Annotated in this window: 13 protein-coding genes and 1 pseudogene; 6 read left to right on the top strand and 8 right to left on the bottom strand. The window is 60.1% G+C overall.

The window, feature by feature from the left end; genetic code table 11:
- Nucleotides 1-34: 34 nt before the first annotated feature.
- The 4 genes from AC6CIA_RS07060 (at nt 35) to AC6CIA_RS07045 (ending at nt 5,783) form a co-directional block, all read left to right on the top strand.
- Nucleotides 35-1,789: an acyl-CoA dehydrogenase gene (locus tag AC6CIA_RS07060; RefSeq protein WP_498311238.1), complete on the top strand. Its 1,755-nt coding sequence runs from the start codon at nt 35-37 to the stop codon at nt 1,787-1,789.
- A gap of 403 nt (nt 1,790-2,192) precedes the next feature.
- Entirely contained in the window at nt 2,193-3,524 is a 1,332-nt protein-coding gene (locus tag AC6CIA_RS07055; RefSeq protein ID WP_498311237.1) for an MFS transporter, read from the top strand.
- A 120-nt stretch (nt 3,525-3,644) separates the two neighbouring features.
- Nucleotides 3,645-4,898 carry an OprD family porin gene (locus AC6CIA_RS07050; RefSeq protein WP_498311236.1) on the top strand — a complete coding sequence of 418 codons (1,254 nt, stop codon included), beginning with the start codon at nt 3,645-3,647 and terminating at the stop codon, nt 4,896-4,898.
- Between the two features lie 171 nt (nt 4,899-5,069).
- A complete protein-coding gene (locus AC6CIA_RS07045) occupies nt 5,070-5,783 on the top strand; it encodes a GntR family transcriptional regulator (RefSeq protein ID WP_498311235.1) in 714 nt (237 codons plus the stop codon).
- Nucleotides 5,784-5,789: 6 nt separating this feature from the next.
- Here AC6CIA_RS07045 and AC6CIA_RS07040 read toward each other — a convergent pair whose 3' ends face one another.
- From AC6CIA_RS07040 to AC6CIA_RS07025, 4 genes are all read right to left on the bottom strand, one after another.
- The gene (locus AC6CIA_RS07040) at nt 5,790-6,740 is read right to left on the bottom strand and encodes a PDR/VanB family oxidoreductase (protein ID WP_498311234.1); all 951 of its coding nucleotides are present in this window, start codon (nt 6,738-6,740) and stop codon (nt 5,790-5,792) included.
- Between the two features lie 108 nt (nt 6,741-6,848).
- Nucleotides 6,849-7,910, bottom strand: a complete 1,062-nt coding sequence (locus tag AC6CIA_RS07035; protein WP_498311233.1) for a Rieske 2Fe-2S domain-containing protein — start codon at nt 7,908-7,910, stop codon at nt 6,849-6,851.
- Nucleotides 7,911-8,177: 267 nt separating this feature from the next.
- Nucleotides 8,178-9,221: an LLM class flavin-dependent oxidoreductase gene (locus tag AC6CIA_RS07030; protein ID WP_498311232.1), complete on the bottom strand. Its 1,044-nt coding sequence runs from the start codon at nt 9,219-9,221 to the stop codon at nt 8,178-8,180.
- A 173-nt stretch (nt 9,222-9,394) separates the two neighbouring features.
- A complete protein-coding gene (locus AC6CIA_RS07025; RefSeq protein WP_498311231.1) occupies nt 9,395-9,880 on the bottom strand; it encodes a flavin reductase family protein in 486 nt (161 codons plus the stop codon).
- A gap of 319 nt (nt 9,881-10,199) precedes the next feature.
- Between AC6CIA_RS07025 and AC6CIA_RS07020 the strand changes: the two genes are divergently transcribed.
- Both AC6CIA_RS07020 and AC6CIA_RS07015 read left to right on the top strand, forming a co-directional pair.
- The gene (locus AC6CIA_RS07020; RefSeq protein ID WP_498311230.1) at nt 10,200-11,606 is read left to right on the top strand and encodes a purine-cytosine permease family protein; all 1,407 of its coding nucleotides are present in this window, start codon (nt 10,200-10,202) and stop codon (nt 11,604-11,606) included.
- A gap of 504 nt (nt 11,607-12,110) precedes the next feature.
- A pseudogene (locus tag AC6CIA_RS07015) lies at nt 12,111-12,580 on the top strand (hypothetical protein).
- 770 nt (nt 12,581-13,350) lie between these two features.
- Here AC6CIA_RS07015 and AC6CIA_RS07010 read toward each other — a convergent pair.
- Genes AC6CIA_RS07010 through AC6CIA_RS06995 form a run of 4 tightly spaced genes read right to left on the bottom strand, consistent with a single transcriptional unit; the run spans nt 13,351 to nt 17,278 of the window.
- The gene (locus tag AC6CIA_RS07010; RefSeq protein ID WP_498311229.1) at nt 13,351-14,505 is read right to left on the bottom strand and encodes an ABC transporter ATP-binding protein; all 1,155 of its coding nucleotides are present in this window, start codon (nt 14,503-14,505) and stop codon (nt 13,351-13,353) included.
- Nucleotides 14,506-14,522: 17 nt separating this feature from the next.
- Nucleotides 14,523-15,332 carry an ABC transporter permease gene (locus AC6CIA_RS07005; protein ID WP_339530025.1) on the bottom strand — a complete coding sequence of 270 codons (810 nt, stop codon included), beginning with the start codon at nt 15,330-15,332 and terminating at the stop codon, nt 14,523-14,525.
- A gap of 6 nt (nt 15,333-15,338) precedes the next feature.
- Nucleotides 15,339-16,256, bottom strand: a complete 918-nt coding sequence (locus AC6CIA_RS07000; RefSeq protein WP_339530062.1) for an ABC transporter permease — start codon at nt 16,254-16,256, stop codon at nt 15,339-15,341.
- A complete protein-coding gene (locus AC6CIA_RS06995) occupies nt 16,253-17,278 on the bottom strand; it encodes an ABC transporter substrate-binding protein (protein ID WP_498311228.1) in 1,026 nt (341 codons plus the stop codon). Before AC6CIA_RS06995 ends, AC6CIA_RS07000 begins: the two co-directional genes overlap by 4 nt.
- Between the last annotated feature and the right edge of the window lie 167 nt (nt 17,279-17,445).

The following is a 17,445-nucleotide window of genomic DNA, read 5'->3' as shown; positions in this document are numbered from 1 at the left end:
CGGGCGACTGTTTTTTTATCCTGTGAGGTTGCCCATGTGGAGCTATCAGGCGCCCCTGCGCGATATGCAATTTGTGCTTGAACATTGGCTCCAGGCGCCCGGGGAGTGGCGCCGCAGCCCAGCGTTCGAAGGCATGGACCTGTCCTTGGCGATGCAGGTCCTGGAACAGGCCGGGCGTTTCAGCGAGGGCGTGCTGGCGCCCTTGAACAGCAGTGGCGATCGCCAGGGTTGTCAGTGGCGCGCGGGCAGGGTCAGTACCCCTGAGGGTTTTGTTGATGCCTATAAAGCCTATGTCGAGGGCGGATGGCCGGCGCTGGCCTGTGCCGAAGCGTTGGGTGGACAGGGTTTGCCGCAACTGCTCGATGCGGCGTTGCAAGAAATGCTTTACGCCAGCAACCACGCGTGGGCCATGTACACCGGCATCGCCCACGGCGCCTATTTGTGCCTCAAGACCCATGGCGCGGCCTGGCTGCAGCGACGCTATCTGCCGGCTATTGTCAGCGGCCAGGCGCTGCCCACCATGTGCTTGACCGAGCCCCAGGCTGGCAGTGATGTCGGGCTGCTGCGCTGTCGCGCCGAACCCGATGGCGCCGGCGGTTATCGGCTGCACGGCAACAAGTTATTCATCTCCGGCGGTGAGCACGACCTGACGGAAAATATCCTGCATCTGGTGCTGGCGCGCCTGCCGGGTGCGCCGTCGGGAAGCCGCGGTATTTCTCTGTTCCTGGTGCCCAAGCTACTGGACGATGGCCAAGCCAACGACCTGCACTGCAATGGCATCGAACACAAGATGGGCATCAAGGGCAGCGCCACCTGCTCGCTGGTGTTCGAAGGTGCCCAAGGCTGGCTGATCGGCGAGGCCAATCGGGGTCTGGCGGCCATGTTCGTGATGATGAATTCGGCGCGCCTGCATGTCGGCCTGCAAGGCTTGGGGCATGTCGAGGCGGCCTGGCAGAACGCCCGCGAATATGGCGCCGAACGCCTACAGATGCGAGCGCCGCTGCGTCCGGAAGGCGTAGCGGCCCAAGCCGCCGACCCGATCCATTATCACCCCGCTGTCCGTCGCGTGTTGCTGGAACTGCGCACCACCAGCGAAGGCTTGCGGGCGGTTGGCTATTGGGCCGCTCACCTGCTCGATCAGGCTGAACATGATCCGGATCCCCAGGGGCGCCAGCAGGCCGCGCAACTGGCGCAACTGTTGACGCCGATCATCAAGGCGTTTTTCACCGAGCAGGGGTTTCGCCAGGCGAGCAACGCCTTGCAAGTCTTCGGCGGTTACGGCTACCTCACCGAGTTCGCCATCGAACAGACACTGCGCGACAGCCGCGTCGCCATGCTTTACGAGGGCAGCAACGAAATCCAGGCCAACGACCTGCTGCTGCGCCAGGTTCTGGGAGATCAGGGCCGGGCGTTCGGCCTGTTGATGGCGCATCTGCGCGACGAGGCCAGGCAGGGCGCGGAACGAGCCGAATGCGCGGCGTTCGCCAGCGCTCTGGAGCGCGTGTGCGACACACTGTCTACAGTGGTCGACGACATACGCGAACGGGCACGGGAGGACAGTGAATATCCCTATCGGGCCGCCGCGGATTTTCTCCAGTTGTGCGGTATTGGCTTGTTGGCCATGGCCTGGGCGCGGGCGGCGCGGGTCTCCAGGGCGCTGCCGGAAGAAGATCCGTTGCGCGCCAGCAAACTGCAAAGCGCCGGCTTCTTCTTCAACTACTTGCCGTCCAGGGTGGCGCCGCACCTGGCCGCGATAGAGGGCGCACGGGCAGCCTTGGCTTTTGTCTAGTGGATCCATTGTTCGCTTCGATCAGCGGTACACCTCCAAAAGATCACCGAGTGCCGGAAACACGCGTGGGTGATCGATAATCGAACGGAAATGTGTGTGACGCTTTATATGATTAAGTGATTGATATTAAAGGTATTTATTGATGGTTTTTCATCGGCCTGGAATGCTTTTCCTGCGCTCCCACGTTTGGAGGCTCTTGTTCGTGGATCCATTAGCGGGTTAATTAGCGCCCTGGCGATGGCAGGAGCCCTCCTGATCATCCCGATAAAAACTACAAGAAGGGTTTCGTCATGAATGGCTTATCAACGGCGCACACCTGCGTGGGTTCTGCTGGCCACCGGTGCGCGTGTACGCTGCTGTCTACTTCTCCGTCGCTGTGGGTTCTGCACGCGGAGGTCCGGTCATGAGCTTCGATCTGCAGCGCCGCGTGGACAGCGGCCCCATGAATTCCTTTCAATACGTGGCGATCGGCATCTGCATTGTGCTGAACATGATCGACGGTTTCGATGTACTGGTCATGGCGTTTACCGCCGCCTCGGTGTCGGCCGAATGGAGCCTGAGCGGTGCACAGATCGGCTTGTTGCTCAGCGCTGGGCTGTTTGGCATGGCCGCCGGTTCATTGTTTATCGCGCCCTGGGCCGACCGCTTCGGTCGTCGCCCATTGATCCTGTTCTGCCTGGGGATTTCCGGGCTCGGCATGCTGCTCTCGGCGCTGAGTCAGACCCCTGTGCAACTGGCCTTGCTGCGGGGTCTTACAGGCCTGGGCATCGGCGGCATCCTGGCCAGCAGCAACGTGATTGCCAGCGAGTACTCCAGCAAGCGCTGGCGCGGTTTGGCGGTCAGCCTGCAATCCACCGGCTACGCCCTGGGCGCGACTCTCGGCGGCTTGCTCGCGGTGTGGCTGCTGACTCACTGGGGCTGGCGCTCGGTGTTTCTGTTTGGTGGCGTGGTGACCTTGGTGGTGATTCCATTGGTGCTGCTGTGGCTGCCGGAGTCCCTGGACTTTCTGCTCGCCCGCCGCCCGGCCAACGCCCTGGCGCGGATCAATCGCCTGGCCCGGCGCCTGGGGCAACCAGCGCTGGCGCAAATGCCGGCGGCGATGCTCAAGCAACCCGGCGCTGCCAGCGGTTTCGGCGAGCTTTTGGCGCCAGCCATGCGCCGCACCACGTTGCTGATCTGGCTGCTGTTTTTCCTGGTGATGTTCGGCTTCTACTTCGTCATGAGCTGGACCCCGAAACTGCTGGTCGCCGCTGGTTTGTCGGCACAGCAAGGCATCACCGGCGGGGTGCTGCTGAGCGTCGGCGGAATCTTCGGTGCGGCGCTGATCGGTGGCCTGGCCTCACGCTGGCCGCTGACCCGGGTGCTGTCGCTGTTCATGCTGATCACGGCCGGCTTACTGGTGTTGTTCGTCGGCTCGGGCTCCTCGATTGCCGCGGCCCTGGGGCTCGGCTTGTTGATCGGCTTGTTCTCCAACGGCTGTGTCGCCGGTCTCTATGCACTGTCGCCGGTGGTCTATGGCGCTTCGGTGCGTGCCACCGGAGTCGGCTGGGGCATTGGTATCGGGCGGATCGGCGCGATTATTTCGCCGACCGTGGCCGGCTTTCTGCTCGACGACGGCTGGCAGCCGCTGCACTTGTACGGGGTTTTTGCCAGTGTGTTCGTGATTGCCGCCGGCTGTCTGTTACTCCTCAAGCTGCCCAGGGCCGAGGCCGAACCTGCGCTGGCCAGCGCCTAGCACTCGCCACAGCTGATTGACGCCCGGCTGTGCCGGGCCTTTTCTGCAGCCACTGAACGACAGGTCCCAAGCTGCCTGCCGGGGGACGGCTGCGCCTATGAAAAACGGAAAACAATAATAATGAACCTCTCTCACAACAGCCTTGCACGTTCGATCACCGCAGCTTCGCTGACCTTGTCCATCGGCCTGCCGGCCTGGGCCGAAGACGCCGGTTTTCTCGAGGGTGCGAAGACCGATCTGCTCGTGCGCAACTATTACTTCAATCGGGATTTTCGCGATCGCGGAGCGGCTAAGAGTCAGGTCCAAGAATGGGCCCAGGGTTTTATTCTCAAGTTCAATTCCGGCTACACGCCGGGTATCGTTGGTGTCGGTCTGGACGGCATCGCCATGTTCGGCTTCAAGCTCGACAGCAGTCCCGGGACCAGTGGTTCGGATCTGCTGCCGGTACAAGGCGATGGGCGGGCGGCGGATAATTTCGGACGCGCCGGTGCGGCGTTCAAGGTGCGCATGTCGGCCACCGAATTGAAGGTCGGCGAATTACTGCCGGATGTTCCTGTGCTGCGCTACGACGATGGTCGGCTACTGCCTCAGACCTTTCGCGGGGCCATGCTCGATTCCCGGGAAATCCAAGGACTGGGGATACAGGCCGGGCAGTACCGCTCGGTGAGCCTGCGCAACTCTTCGGACATGCAGGACCTCTCGGCCTGGGCGGCTCCGGGCGTTACCGCCGATGGCTTCAATTACGCGGGTGTCGAATATCGTTTCAACCAGCAGCGAACCCTGGTCGGGGCCTGGCATTCGCAGCTTGAAGACATCTACCGTCAGAGCTACTTCAACCTCTTGCACAAGCAGCCGGTGGGCGCTTGGGTGCTGGGGGCGAACCTGGGTTACTTCATCGACAAGGATGATGGGCGTGCGCGTATCGGGGAGATCCAGAGCCGCACCGCCTTTGCCTTGCTCTCGGCGACCACTGGCGGCCATACCCTGTATCTGGGTCTGCAGAAGGTCAGTGGTGACAGTCCGTGGATGTCAGTCTACGGCAGCAGTGGCCGGACCTTGGGCAATGACATGTTCAACGGTAACTTCAGCAACGCTGATGAGCGCTCCTGGCAGGCCCGCTATGACTACAACTTTGCCGCGATGGGCGTGCCAGGGCTATTGGCGATGGTGCGTTACGGCCATGGGGAGAACGCCACCACCCAGACTGGCACTAACGGCAGGGAGTGGGAGCGCGATACGGAGGTGAGCTATACCTTCCAGAGTGGTGATTTGAAGAACCTCAGTGTGCGCCTGAATAACGCGACCAATCGGCGCAGTTTCAGCAGCGATTTTGACCAGACTCGGTTGATTATCAGTTATCCGCTGGCGCTGTAAGGAGAGCGAGGCGGGGCGTACATCAGCGTTACCGACAAAGCGGATAAGTATTCAAGCGCCCCGCCCGGCATTCCCCGGAGCGTCAGCTACAACGGTCCGCTGCCCGGTTCGCCTGCAAGCGGCCCAAGCCTTGCTGTACTATGACGGCCCACGTTTCCTGGAAGTGTCTGGATGAGTAAGCCCGGTCAATTAGTGCTGGTCGCACTACGCAAGATGATCGCCTCTGGCGAGTTGGCGGCGGGTGAACGCTTGATGGAAATCCCCACCGCGCAACTGTTCGGTGTGTCACGGATGCCGGTGCGCATGGCATTCCGCACCTTGGAGCAGGAAGGCCTGTTGGTGCGTTTTGGCGGGCGCGGTTTTCAGGTGCGTTCGGTGAGTGCCGACGACATCGCCGGAGCGGTCGAGGTTCGGGGTGTGCTCGAGGGCCTGGCAGCGCGCCAGGCCGCTGAGCGAGGGTTATCCGAGGCGGCGCGGGCGGCGCTTGAGTTGTGCCTGGTGCAGGGTGACCAGTTGTTCGACAAGGGGTATGTGACCGAAGACGATCTTGAGATTTATCATGATCTCAACATGCGTTTTCACCAGATCATCGTCGAGGGTAGCCACAACCCCGCGATTGCCGACGCGCTGGCGCGCAACGATCACCTGCCGTTCGCTTCGGTCACCGCGCTGGCCGTGGACCGTGAGGACATGGCTCGCGAATACCGGCGCTTCAACTATGCCCACATGCAGCACCACTCCGTGTTCGATGCCCTGGTCAGTCGCCAGGGCGCGCGGGCCGAGGCAATCATGCGCGAACATGCGAATGCCACCTTGCGCTACGCCGAGGTCTTCAGCAGCGCGACGGCAGACCAGCGGATGAAGATCATTCTGCGTACCGAGTAAGCCTCCTCAGATATCCAGCACCAGCAGCGGCGTTTTCGAGCGTGAGCAACAAGGCGTGAACTGGTCGTTGAGCGCTTGTTCTTCCTCGCTGAGAAACAGGTCGCGGTGCTCCGGTTCACCTTCCAGGACCCGGGTCAGGCAGGTGCCGCAAATGCCTTGTTCGCAAGACACGGCAATCTCGATGCCGTGGCTTTCCAGGACCTGGACCACGGTCTTGTCGGCCGGTATTTCGAAGACTTGGCCACTGCTGCCGAGCTTGACCGAAAAGCGCCCATCGTGGCTGCTGTCCACCGGGGCCGCAGCGAAATATTCGCGGTGCAGGTGGTCTTCCTGCCAACCCTGGGCGCGGGCGCTGTCGAGCACATGCTGCATGAAGCCACCGGGACCGCACACGTAGAGATGCACATTGTCTGCGGGTATCGCGAGGACCTTGGCGGCATCCAGGGCGGTGTGCGGGGTTTCGTCGAAATGCAGGAACACCCGTTCGGCAAACGGCGAATCCTTGAGACGCTGGACAAAGGCCGCGCGCGCGCTGGAACGGGCGCAATAGTGCAGTTCGAAGTCGGCGCCAGCCTGGGCCAGCCGCTCGGCCATGCACAGAATCGGGGTGATGCCGATACCGCCGGCAAACAGCAGGCTGCGTCGGGCACCGTGCACCAGCGGGAACAGGTTGCGCGGTTCGCTGATGCGCAGGTGAGCGCCGGTATGGATCTGTTCGTGCAGGCACTGGGAGCCGCCTCGGGAGGCCGGGTCTTTGAGCACGCCGATCAGGTAGCGATGCTGCTCTTGCGGGTGATTGCACAGCGAGTATTGGCGGACCAGTCCGTCGGGCATGTGCACGTCGATATGCGCGCCGGCGCTGAAGGCCGGCAGCGGCTTGCCATCGAGGCTCGCCAGTTCATAGCTGCAGATGTCCTCGGCTTCAGTGTTGCGGGATACCACCACCACGTCGATCATGTTCGGTCCTTGGCGTGTTGCCGCTGCGAGCGGCCACTTCTGTTTATTCGGTAAAGGCACAGGGCAGGGCGCGGCGCGATGAGGACGCCGCGCTCGGTGCAGGCGGCGTCAGGCGCTGGTTGCGGCGATCAGTTGCGGTTGCGCGCTGCGCTCCTTGGCGATCAGGCGTTCCAGCACCTTGCGCGACTGCACGCCGCCGGCATCGATATTGAGCTTGAGCAGGTTGCGGGTCGGATGCGCGAGCAGGTTCTGTTGCTGGCGTTCGAGCATCTCCAGGTCTTCGCTGAAGATCTTCCCCTGGCCTTCGCGAATACTGGCGGTCAGTTCCTGGTCCTGGGGGTTGAAGTTGCGCGCCATGCCCCAGAAGTACCAGATCGAGGTCTCGGTCTCCGGAGTGATGAAGTCCACCACGATGCTCGCGGCCTTGTGTTCGGCAGCGGCGTCATAGCCGCCCTTGCCGGCGTGGGCCACGCCGACCTCGATCAGTACATGGCTGGGCGGGCTGAAGCGGCAGATCTGCCAGCGATCCACCGGTACGTCATCGGCGAGGTTGTTACCGCGCAGGGCCATGCGCCAGAACGGCGGGGCCATGATGTTTTCCATATGCCGGGCGGTCACCACCTCGTCGCCCTCGACGGTGGTCAGCGGCGGCGCTTCGTCGATTTCCTTCTGACCGATACTGGAAGCGTGGACGTAGGTTTCGTGGGTCAGGTCCATCAGGTTGTCGATCATCAGGCGGTAATCACACTTGATGTGAAACAACCCGCCGCCATAGGCCCATTGATCGCTCACAGCCCATTCCAAATGGTGGATCAATGCGGGATCGGCCTGGGCCTGATCGCCGGGCCAGACCCAGATGAAGCCGTAGCGCTCAACCACTGCAAAGCTCTTGTTGCACGGAAACCCCCGTACCCGCTGACCGGGCATTTCCACCGTCTTGCCGTCACTGCCCATCACCAGACCGTGATAACCGCAGACGAGGTTGCCGTTTTCGACATAGCCCAGGGACAGTGGCGCGCCGCGATGTGGGCAGAAGTCCTCGACGGCCGCGACGTTGCCTTCCGCGCCGCGATAAAACACCATTTTTTCACCGCAGATCTGCCGGCCGAGGGGCTTGTGAGCGATTTCATCGGGGGTGCAGGCAACGTACCACGTGTTCTTGGGATACATGGGAGCTCTCCAGGCTTGTACTTATTTTTGTTTAATGGATCCATTAAGTGGTGAAAACTACGGAGAGTCAACATTGCCGTGGGCTTGTTCTGGGAATTTATGGGCGATTATCGCGCAATTCTGTTTTTATTTTTTTATAATGGATCCATTGTAAGGTCTGTCAATCCTCGCCTTTGCGTGGGAGAGGTGCATGAGCAGACGACCCCTGAGCAACGGCCAAAACGCAAAACGCCGGCGAGTGCCGGCGTGGATAGGACAGGGCGCGGTTCAGCGAAATGCCGGCACCACGTGCTTGATAAACAGCGCCAGGGATTTTTTCTTCTCTGCGTGGGACAAGCTGTTATCACACCAGAAACTGAATTCGTCGACCCCCAGTTCCTGGTAATACCGGATCCGCGGAATGATTTCTTCGGGTGTGCCGATCATGGCGGTCCGGTGCAGGCTTTCCAGTTCAAACTCGGGGCGGGTGGCGAACTTCTCCTCAGGGCTCGGCGCGAGGAAACCGTTGACGGGCACCTCCTTATTGCCGAACCAGGCATCGAAGGTCCGATAGAACCTGGAGATCGCCTTGGCCCCGACTTTCCAGCCTTCAGGGTCATCGACCGCATGCACGTGGGTGTGGCGCAATACCATCAATTGCGGGCGTGGCACATCCGGGTTGTTATCCAGCGCGGCCTGGAATTTGTTTTTCAGGTCGAGGACTTCTTCGTCGCCCTTCATCAATGGGGTGACCATCACGTTGCAACCATTGGCCACCGCGAAGTTGTGGGAGTCTGGATCGCGCGCGGCAATCCACATCGGCGGGTTAGGCTGCTGGATCGGTTTGGGCACGCTGGTGGAGGTCGGGAATTTCCAGATATCGCCGTCATGGGCGTAGTCGCCCTTCCACAAAGCACGCACCACCGGCACCATCTCGCGCAACGCCGCGCCGCCGGCGGAGGCGGGCATGCCTCCGGCCATGCGGTCGAATTCCACCTGGTAAGCGCCACGGGCCAGGCCGACCTCCATGCGCCCGTTGCTGATGACGTCGAGCAAGGCGCATTCGCCCGCCACCCGCAATGGGTGCCAGAACGGCGCAATGATGGTGCCCGCGCCCAGGTGAATGGTGGTGGTCTTGGCCGCGAGGTAAGCCAGCAGCGGCATCGGGCTGGGTGAGATGGTGTATTCCATGGCGTGGTGTTCGCCGATCCACACGGTACTGAACCCACCTGCCTCGGCCATCAGGGTCAATTCGCTCAGGTCTTCAAACAACTGGCGGTGGCTGACACTTTCATCCCAGCGCTCCATGTGTACGAACAGGGAAAACTTCATGATGCTTACCTCGGATCTATTGTGATCGGCCTGTCGACTGCAGGCCCTAAATACGCTCGCCCCTGTGAAGCCTGTCAGTGGTGACAGCTGTTCGGTGGACCGATTATTGGTATACCATAATACGATGTAGTCGCAAAATGTTTCTCTTCATCCGCGCCCTCGCGCGGGATCTGTCAGGCAACGACGGGCAGGGCGCCCATCTTGCCGTGGCAATACACCAGTGGCCCGGCGTTCTGCTGGGGCACGATCAGGTTCTTCACCGAGCCGACCATGATCGCGTGGTCGCCGCCTTCATATTCACGCCACAGCTCGCACTCGATCACTGCCGAGGCATTGGCCAGGATCGGGTTGCCCAGTTCGCTCAAGGTCCATTCGATGCCCTGGGCCTTGTCCTTGCCCTTGCGCGCAAAAGCATAAGCTTCGTTTTGCTGGCCGCCGGAAAGTACGTGAATGGCAAAGCGTTTGTTTTTGATCAGGACTGGGTAGGAGTCGGAGCTGTAGTTGGGGCAGAACAGCACCAAGGCCGGGTCCATGGACAATGAGCTGAACGCACTGGCGGTCAGCCCTACGACCTGGCCGTTGTCGTCAAGCGTGGTGATCACGGTAACCCCGGACGGAAACGACCCCATCACTTGTTTGTAGATGGCAGCATCGATCATGGGAAGGTCCTCTGGCGGTGAAGCAGTTTTTATAAATTTGTAAGTCTGATGGTATACCGTAATACGATCTGTGCAAGCGCTTTTTCCTGTGACCGATGAGCGTACAGGTTTGTGCTCAAGCTCAATAAATACGGGGATTTTTCCAATAAATAGCGTTCTGCCATGTATCACAATAACGGATCAGATACGTGTCAGAATGACGGATCAGCCTTGTGAAAATGTTGGAATACCATAATATGGTGTTCAACTTGGGAGCCAGAGAGCTCTCCCGGTTTGGCGTCAAACAACTATAAGATCAGACAAACGCGAGTTCATTTCCATGCCCCAGATGTCCCGGCAAGACCCCCTGATCGAGAATCACACGGTCGATTACGTCCCCCTCGCGGAACGCCATGGAAAGGCCCGCGACCTGTTCACTTTATGGTTCAGCACCAACATTGCACCGCTGCCCATCGTTACCGGAGCCATGGTGGCCCAGGTATTCCATCTCAATCTGGTCTGGGGGCTGCTGGCGATTGCCTTTGGACATATGCTTGGCGGGGTGGTGATTGCGCTTGCGTCGGCCCAGGGCCCGCGAATGGGCATTCCGCAGATGGTGCAGAGTCGTGGGCAGTTCGGGCGCTATGGCGCGTTGTTGATAGTGTTTTTCGCGGCGCTGATCTATATCGGCTTTTTCATCTCCAACATTGTGCTGGCCGGTAAATCCATTGTCGGTATCGTGCCGTCGGTACCGATGCCGGCGAGTATCCTGATCGGCGCGCTCAGCGCCACGGCCATCGGTGTGATCGGCTACCGTTTTATCCATACCTTGAACCGTGTCGGCACCTGGGTGATGGGGGGGGCATTGCTCGCGGGCTTTATCTATATCTTCGCCCATGAGTTGCCGGCGGACTTTCTGACCCGTGGCGGCTTCAACCTGGCCGGCTGGTTGGCAACGGTGTCCTTGGGGGTGATCTGGCAAATCAGTTTCTCACCCTATACCAGCGATTATTCGCGCTATCTGCCGGCGGATATCGGCATTACCCGACCCTTCATTGCGACGTACCTGGGCGCCACTCTCGGCACCATCCTGTCCTTTGCTTTCGGTCTGGTAGCTGCCTTGGCCACACCGGAAGGCACCGAAGCCATGGTCGCGGTCAAGCAAGCCACCGGTTGGCTGGGGCCGATCCTGATGGTGTTGTTCCTGCTCAATATCATCAGTCACAACGCCCTGAATCTGTATGGCGCGGTGCTGTCGATCATCACCTCGATCCAGACCTTCGCCAGCCAGTGGACACCCAGCATCAAGGTGCGAGTGATGCTGTCGGGCGTGATCCTCGCGGGCTGCTGTGTGGTAGCGCTGGGTGCTTCGGAGGATTTCATCTCGCAGTTTATCGGGCTGATCCTGGCGCTGTTGTTGGTGCTGGTGCCCTGGGCGTCGATCAATTTGATCGACTTCTACCTCATCAAGCGTGGGGCCTACGACATTGCCTCGATCTTCCAGGCCGACGGCGGAATCTACGGGCGCTTCAACCCGCACGCCATCGTCGCGTACTTCATTGGCATCATCGTGCAACTGCCATTTGCCAATACATCGCTGTATGTCGGGCCGTGGGCCAACCTGGTGGAAGGCGCGGACTTGTCGTGGCTGGTGGGGTTGGTGGTGACGTGCCCATTGTATTACTGCCTGGCCACACGTCAGCAGGCGCAGAAGGTCAAGGCGGTGAGGTTAGGTTATACCGACTAGTCCTCGCACCAGTTGAAATGCCCGGCCAATGCCGCAATGCCGTGCAGTTAAGGCTGAATCTCCTGTGGCGAGGGGCTTGTCTGTGGCGAGGGGGCTTGTCCCCCGTTGGGCTGCGCAGCAGCCCCAAAACCCAGTCGCTGAAGAGTGCCTGATACACCGCATTTGTCTTTATTAGGGCTGCTGCGCAGCCCAACGGGGGACAAGCCCCCTCGCCACAGGATGGTGTTTGGCACGCGACTTTCTTAACTGCACGGCATTGCGGTCAATGCCGGGCATTTTTGTATCTAGGCTCTGGTTACCCTGATTGCCGGAAGGGGCGTTGCAGCTTAGTGATTGCGTGCAGCACCTAGAGATGACCGAGCCCCAGGACGTTTCTGCCGGCGTTATTTCTTCGCTGTGTAGGCAAATTCCTAAATATTATTTCACCCCTCTGGCTTGTGTCTGGGGTCGTAGTTGCTTGTTTATTTTTCGACGCCATCTCTAATTGCATCCAGGATGTGAAACATGGCGCAAGGGTATATCAACGACCGAACCGCGGACTACTCGAGTTTGAAATCCCGCTTGATGGACGGCGCCCCTAGTCGGCAGCGCTCCGGTCATTTCGATGTGTTGAACCGGCACCTGCGCCTTGGATTGGTAACGCCGGGTCAGTTGGTGATTGTTCCTGACACCTACAGCGTGAGCTGTTCCCTAGAGGAAGCAGGTGAGGTTGCAGGGTATGCGCAACGGATTCGGGCGATTGGACAGACATCTAAGTGGCTGAGTAAAGGGACTTATCTGGGGTTGGCGCTGGATGTGGGAGTGACGGGGTTGGAACTCAAGGAGGCGTGTATGACTGGGAGAGAGGCGCAATGTAGAAGGGCGAAGGGGGAGGGTATGCACGAGGTAGTGTACTCGGCGACGGTGGTGCGTTTCTGGGTGGTGAGATCATAGAAACCGATGGTGATTTGATATTTCAACCAAAAGGAGCCTAGCAGTGTCATTTTTTCTCGCCTACACCATTGTTATGTGTTCCGGGGCGTTAAGTGGCTTTGCGGTGATGTTATATACCGAGTACCGAAAACTCGACGAGTTGGAAAGTTATTTCAGTGAAAACGAAAAAGTGCGTAGACATAAACGTTTCTGAAGAAGGAATCGGCGAATCGACAGATTTCATCGCATGGGGCTGATGATTGATTTTCTGTCAAATCCCAAGCCCTATTTGCAAGCAGGCCTCGTGACCGAGATCGAACTGGCTGCTGTTCCCTTAACGCTGAAGCGTTGGGCGTTGTGGCCCTATCGCGTTGCTTACGTTTGGGCCGCTGTGGCAGGCATTTGGTACTTTTGGGGCGGTTAGTTGTGGTTCTCGACAGGCCAAAGGCTGGATCTGATCTGAAGGGGCTGAACGGGGATATTTCAGATACTTTTCTGACCTGAAGGATCGGCATCGAATCCACAATCAAAACGGTTTTTTCAGGTCGCCCATTTTCTCGGCATACTTCGGTCAGTCCCCTCGCCCCTTTGGGCAGAGGCATCTACACAACTTTCAGAAATTGACGAATATCGCCTGTGGCGAGCGGGCTTGTCCCGCGTAGGGCTGCGCAGCAGCCCCAAAAGCAGCCGCTACGGAGTATCTGATACAGCGTATTCGGCTTGCTGGGGCTGCTTCGCAGCCCAACTCAAGCCTGAGATTCCCTACCGGCTAAAAAAAGCCGCCACAACCCGACGTTGTGGCGGCCTCAAGGTGACGTGTTTTGGCCTGCGATCAGTGCGCGCCTGCAGCCTTGTTCAGATCGCTGTCCTGCCATTCGGTATACACGCACGCATCCGCCGTCGCCCAGCGCACGCGCACCGAATCACCGGACTTGAGTGGCATGCCCGCAGCATACAGTGCCTTGACCGTCATTGAGGTACCGCCCAGGGTTTTCACGCTGCAGGTCAGGCTTTCGCCGAGGAACAACACTTCGCCGACAACCGCCGAGACTTCATTCCAGCCGACGGCCAGTGGCTGCTCGGCGGCCTGTTCGATGCTCAGCGCCAGGGCTTTTTCCGGTCGTACCATCAGCAGCACATCCTGGTCGGTGTGCAGCCCGGTGGTCAGGCGGATCGATAAGGATTGCCCCTCGAACGCCGCCACCGCGTTGCCTTGGGCCTTGAGCTTGAGGAAGTTGGAGTTGCCGAGGAAGGAAGCGACAAATGCATTCGGCGGGTTCTGGTACAGGTCGAAACCGCTGCCCAGGCCGACGATCTTGCCATGGCTGAAAATCGCGATGCGCTGGGACAGACGCATGGCTTCTTCCTGGTCGTGGGTCACGTAGACAATGGTGATGCCCAGGCGTCGATGCAACTGACGCAGTTCATCCTGCAAGTCTTCACGCAGTTTCTTGTCGAGGGCGCCAAGGGGCTCGTCCATCAGCAGGATGCGTGGCTCGTACACCAGCGCACGGGCGATAGCGACCCGTTGCTGTTGACCGCCGGACAATTGCGAAGGGCGGCGATGGGCGAATTGTTCCAACTGCACCAGCTTGAGCATGGCGTCGACGCGTTTCTCGCGTTCGGCGCTGGCCAGTTTGCGGATCGCCAGCGGGAAGGCGATGTTGTCGCGGACCGACAGGTGCGGGAACAATGAGTAGCGCTGGAACACCATGCCAATGTCGCGCTTGTGCGGCGGTACATTGACTAGGGATTGGCCGTCGACCAGGATTTCGCCGCTGCTCGGCGTTTCGAAGCCGGCGAGCATCGACAGGGTGGTGCTTTTACCCGAGCCGCTGGAACCGAGGAAGGTGAGGAATTCACCGTCCTTGATGTCCAACGAGATAGTGTCGACGGCGGCAAATTCGCCGTAGTACTTGTTCAGGTTGCGCAGGCTGACCAGAGGTTGGTCATGCTTCTGCGCGGAATCTTTGATCACTGCACTCATGTTTTACTCCTGGGCGCTCAGGCGCGGGTTTCAGCGCGCCGGCGAACGGCGGCGGCAATCATCATGATCATTACTGACAGGCCAATCAGCAGCGTCGAGGCGACGGCGATCACCGGCGTCAGGTCCTGACGCAGGGTGGTCCACATCTTCACCGGAAGGGTTTGCAGGGTTGGGCTGGCCATCATCACGCTGAGTACCACTTCGTCCCACGAAACGAGAAAAGCGAACAACGCACCGGCCACCATCCCCGGGCGAATCGCCGGGAAGGTCACCTTGAACACCGCCTGCAAGCGCGATGCGCCGCAGATCACCGCCGCATCTTCAATCGACTGATCGAACAGCTTCAGCGAGTTGATGATCGAGATAATGGTGAACGGCAAGGCGACGATGACGTGGCTGACCACAAAGGCGAACATCGTGCCGGTGTAGCCAAGCTTGAGGAACAGCGCGTACACCGCCACCGCAATGATCACCAGCGGCACGATCATCGGCAGGGTGAACAGGCCGTAAAGCAGCTCGCGACCGGGGAAGCGCCCGCGCACCAGGGCAAACGCGGTGGGCAGGCCCAGGGCGACGGCGAACACGGTGGTCAGCACCGCGACCTTGAGGCTGGCTACCGCGGCGTTCATCCAGTCGGCGTTGGAGAAAAACTGCCCGTACCATTTCAGCGTCCAGCCCGGCGGTGGAAACACCAGCCATTGCGATGAGCCGAACGACAGCAGCACGATAAACACGATCGGCAACAGCAGGAACAACGCAATCAGGCCGGTGGTCGTGTACAGGCCCAGGCGCATCCTGCGGCTCATGGCATTGGGAGTCAGGAGCATGACGGCTTACCTCGCGTTGCTGGCGCCAACCGGGGATTCCGGCTGAAGCTTCAGGTAGAAGTAGAACAGCACCAGCGTGATGACGATCAGCAGCGCGGCACCGGCACTGGCCAGGCCCCAATTGAGGAACGATTGCACCTGCTGAATGATGAACTCGGGCAACATCATGTTCTGCGCGCCACCGAGCAGCGCCGGAGTGACGTAGTAACCGAGGGACATCACAAACACCATCAGCCCGCCGGAAAACAGCCCCGGCCGACACAGTGGAAGGAACACCCGGAAGAAATTGGTCCAGGGGCTGGCGCCACAGATCGAGCCGGCCTGTAGGATCATCGGGTCGATGGCCTGCATGGTCGCCTGCAACGGCAGCACAATGAACGGGATCATGATGTAGCTCATGCCGATCACCACGCCTGTCAGGTTGTGCACCATCTCCAGCGGTTGATCGATAATGCCCATCGCCATCAACGCCTTGTTGATCACCCCTGAAGCCTGGAGCAACACCAGCCATGAATAAGTGCGGGCGAGGAGGCTGGTCCACATCGACAACAGCACGATGTTGAGGATCCAGCGCCCCCAGCCGCGCGGCACCAGGGTAATTGCCCAGGCCAGCGGGAAGCCCAGCAGCAGGCTGAACAGGGTCACCAGGCCCGCCACCGAAAATGTGTTGAGCAGCACTCGGGTGTACGCCGAATTGGCGAACAGCTGTTCATAGTTGCCCAGGCCTGGCACCGGCTCCAGCACGCCGCGCAACAGCAGGCCAATCAGCGGCGCCAGGAAGAACAGGCCGAGAAACAGCAGGGCCGGGATCAGGTTGCCCGAGCCGCGCCAGCGCTGTGCCAGGGAAGGGACTGCCGCGTGGCCTGGAGCCGCGCCGACAGCGCCATGGGCGCTCCCGGTCGGTGTGGTTGCGCTCATTTTCATTGGACTAGCCATTCGTTCCACCGTGTTGCAATGGCCGGACCCTGCTTGGCCCAGTAGGCGAAATCAAGCGTGATCTGGTCCTTGGCATACGCCGTCGGCAGGTTCGGCGCCAGTACCGAATCCAGGCGCTGCACGCTGTCGATATTCACCGGTGCATAGGCGGTCTGGTTGGAGAAGTCGGCCTGGCCCTTGGCGCTGCTGGCATAGGCCAGGAACTTCATGGCAGCGGCTTTGTTTTTCGCGCCTTTGGGCACCACCAGAATATCGGCCATGACCAGGTTCTGCTTCCAGCTCACGCCAACCGGTGCGCCGTCTTCCTGCAGGGCGTGAATGCGACCGTTCCAGAACTGACCCATGCTGACTTCACCAGAGGCCAGCAACTGTTGCGACTGCGCGCCGCCACCCCACCAGACGATGTCTTTCTTGAGGGTGTCGAGTTTCTTGAAAGCGCGGTCCAGGTCCAGCGGGTAGAGCTTGTCGGCGGCGACGCCGTCGGCCAAAAGAGCCAACTCCAGCACGCCGGGGCTGGGCCATTTGTAGAGGGCGCGCTTGCCGGGGTAGGTCTTGGTATCGAACAGCGCGGTCCAATCCTGGGGTTTGCCGGCGCCGAGCTTGGCTTCGTTGTAGCCGAGCACGAAGGAAAAGAAGAACGAGCCCACGCCATGCTCGGAGACAAATCGCGGGTCGATCTTGTCGCGCTGGATCACCGCGAAGTCGAGGGGTTCGAGCAGGCCTTCGGCGGCGGCGCGCAAGGCGAAGTCAGCTTCGACATCCACCACGTCCCATTGAACGTTGCCGCTTTCGACCATAGCCTTGAGTTTCCCGTAGTCGGTGGGGCCATCCTGGACCACGGTGACGCCGCTGGCTTTGCTGAAAGGATCGGCCCACGCCTGCTTCTGCGCGTCTTGGGTACTGCCACCCCAGCTCACGAAATTGACGCTTTCGGCCGCCTGCACGGCTTGGCTGGTCACGCTCAGCAGTCCCGCAAACAGCACGGCGGCTACAGCTTTGTTCAACACCATTTTTACGCCCTCATTGTTGTGTTTATGAGCGGGGCTTTTGAATGCCCGCCTATCGGGAGCAGTCGGTCCGGTTGATGTCTTGAGCGTCATCCGGCCTGTGGAATGTCATATTATGGTATTCCAAGATTTGCGCAAGCATTTTGCCATACCGGCCATCCGCCAACGCA

Source organism: Pseudomonas sp. GQ91 (assembly GCF_059758795.1).
This window is presented reverse-complemented; position numbering and strand designations above follow the sequence as displayed.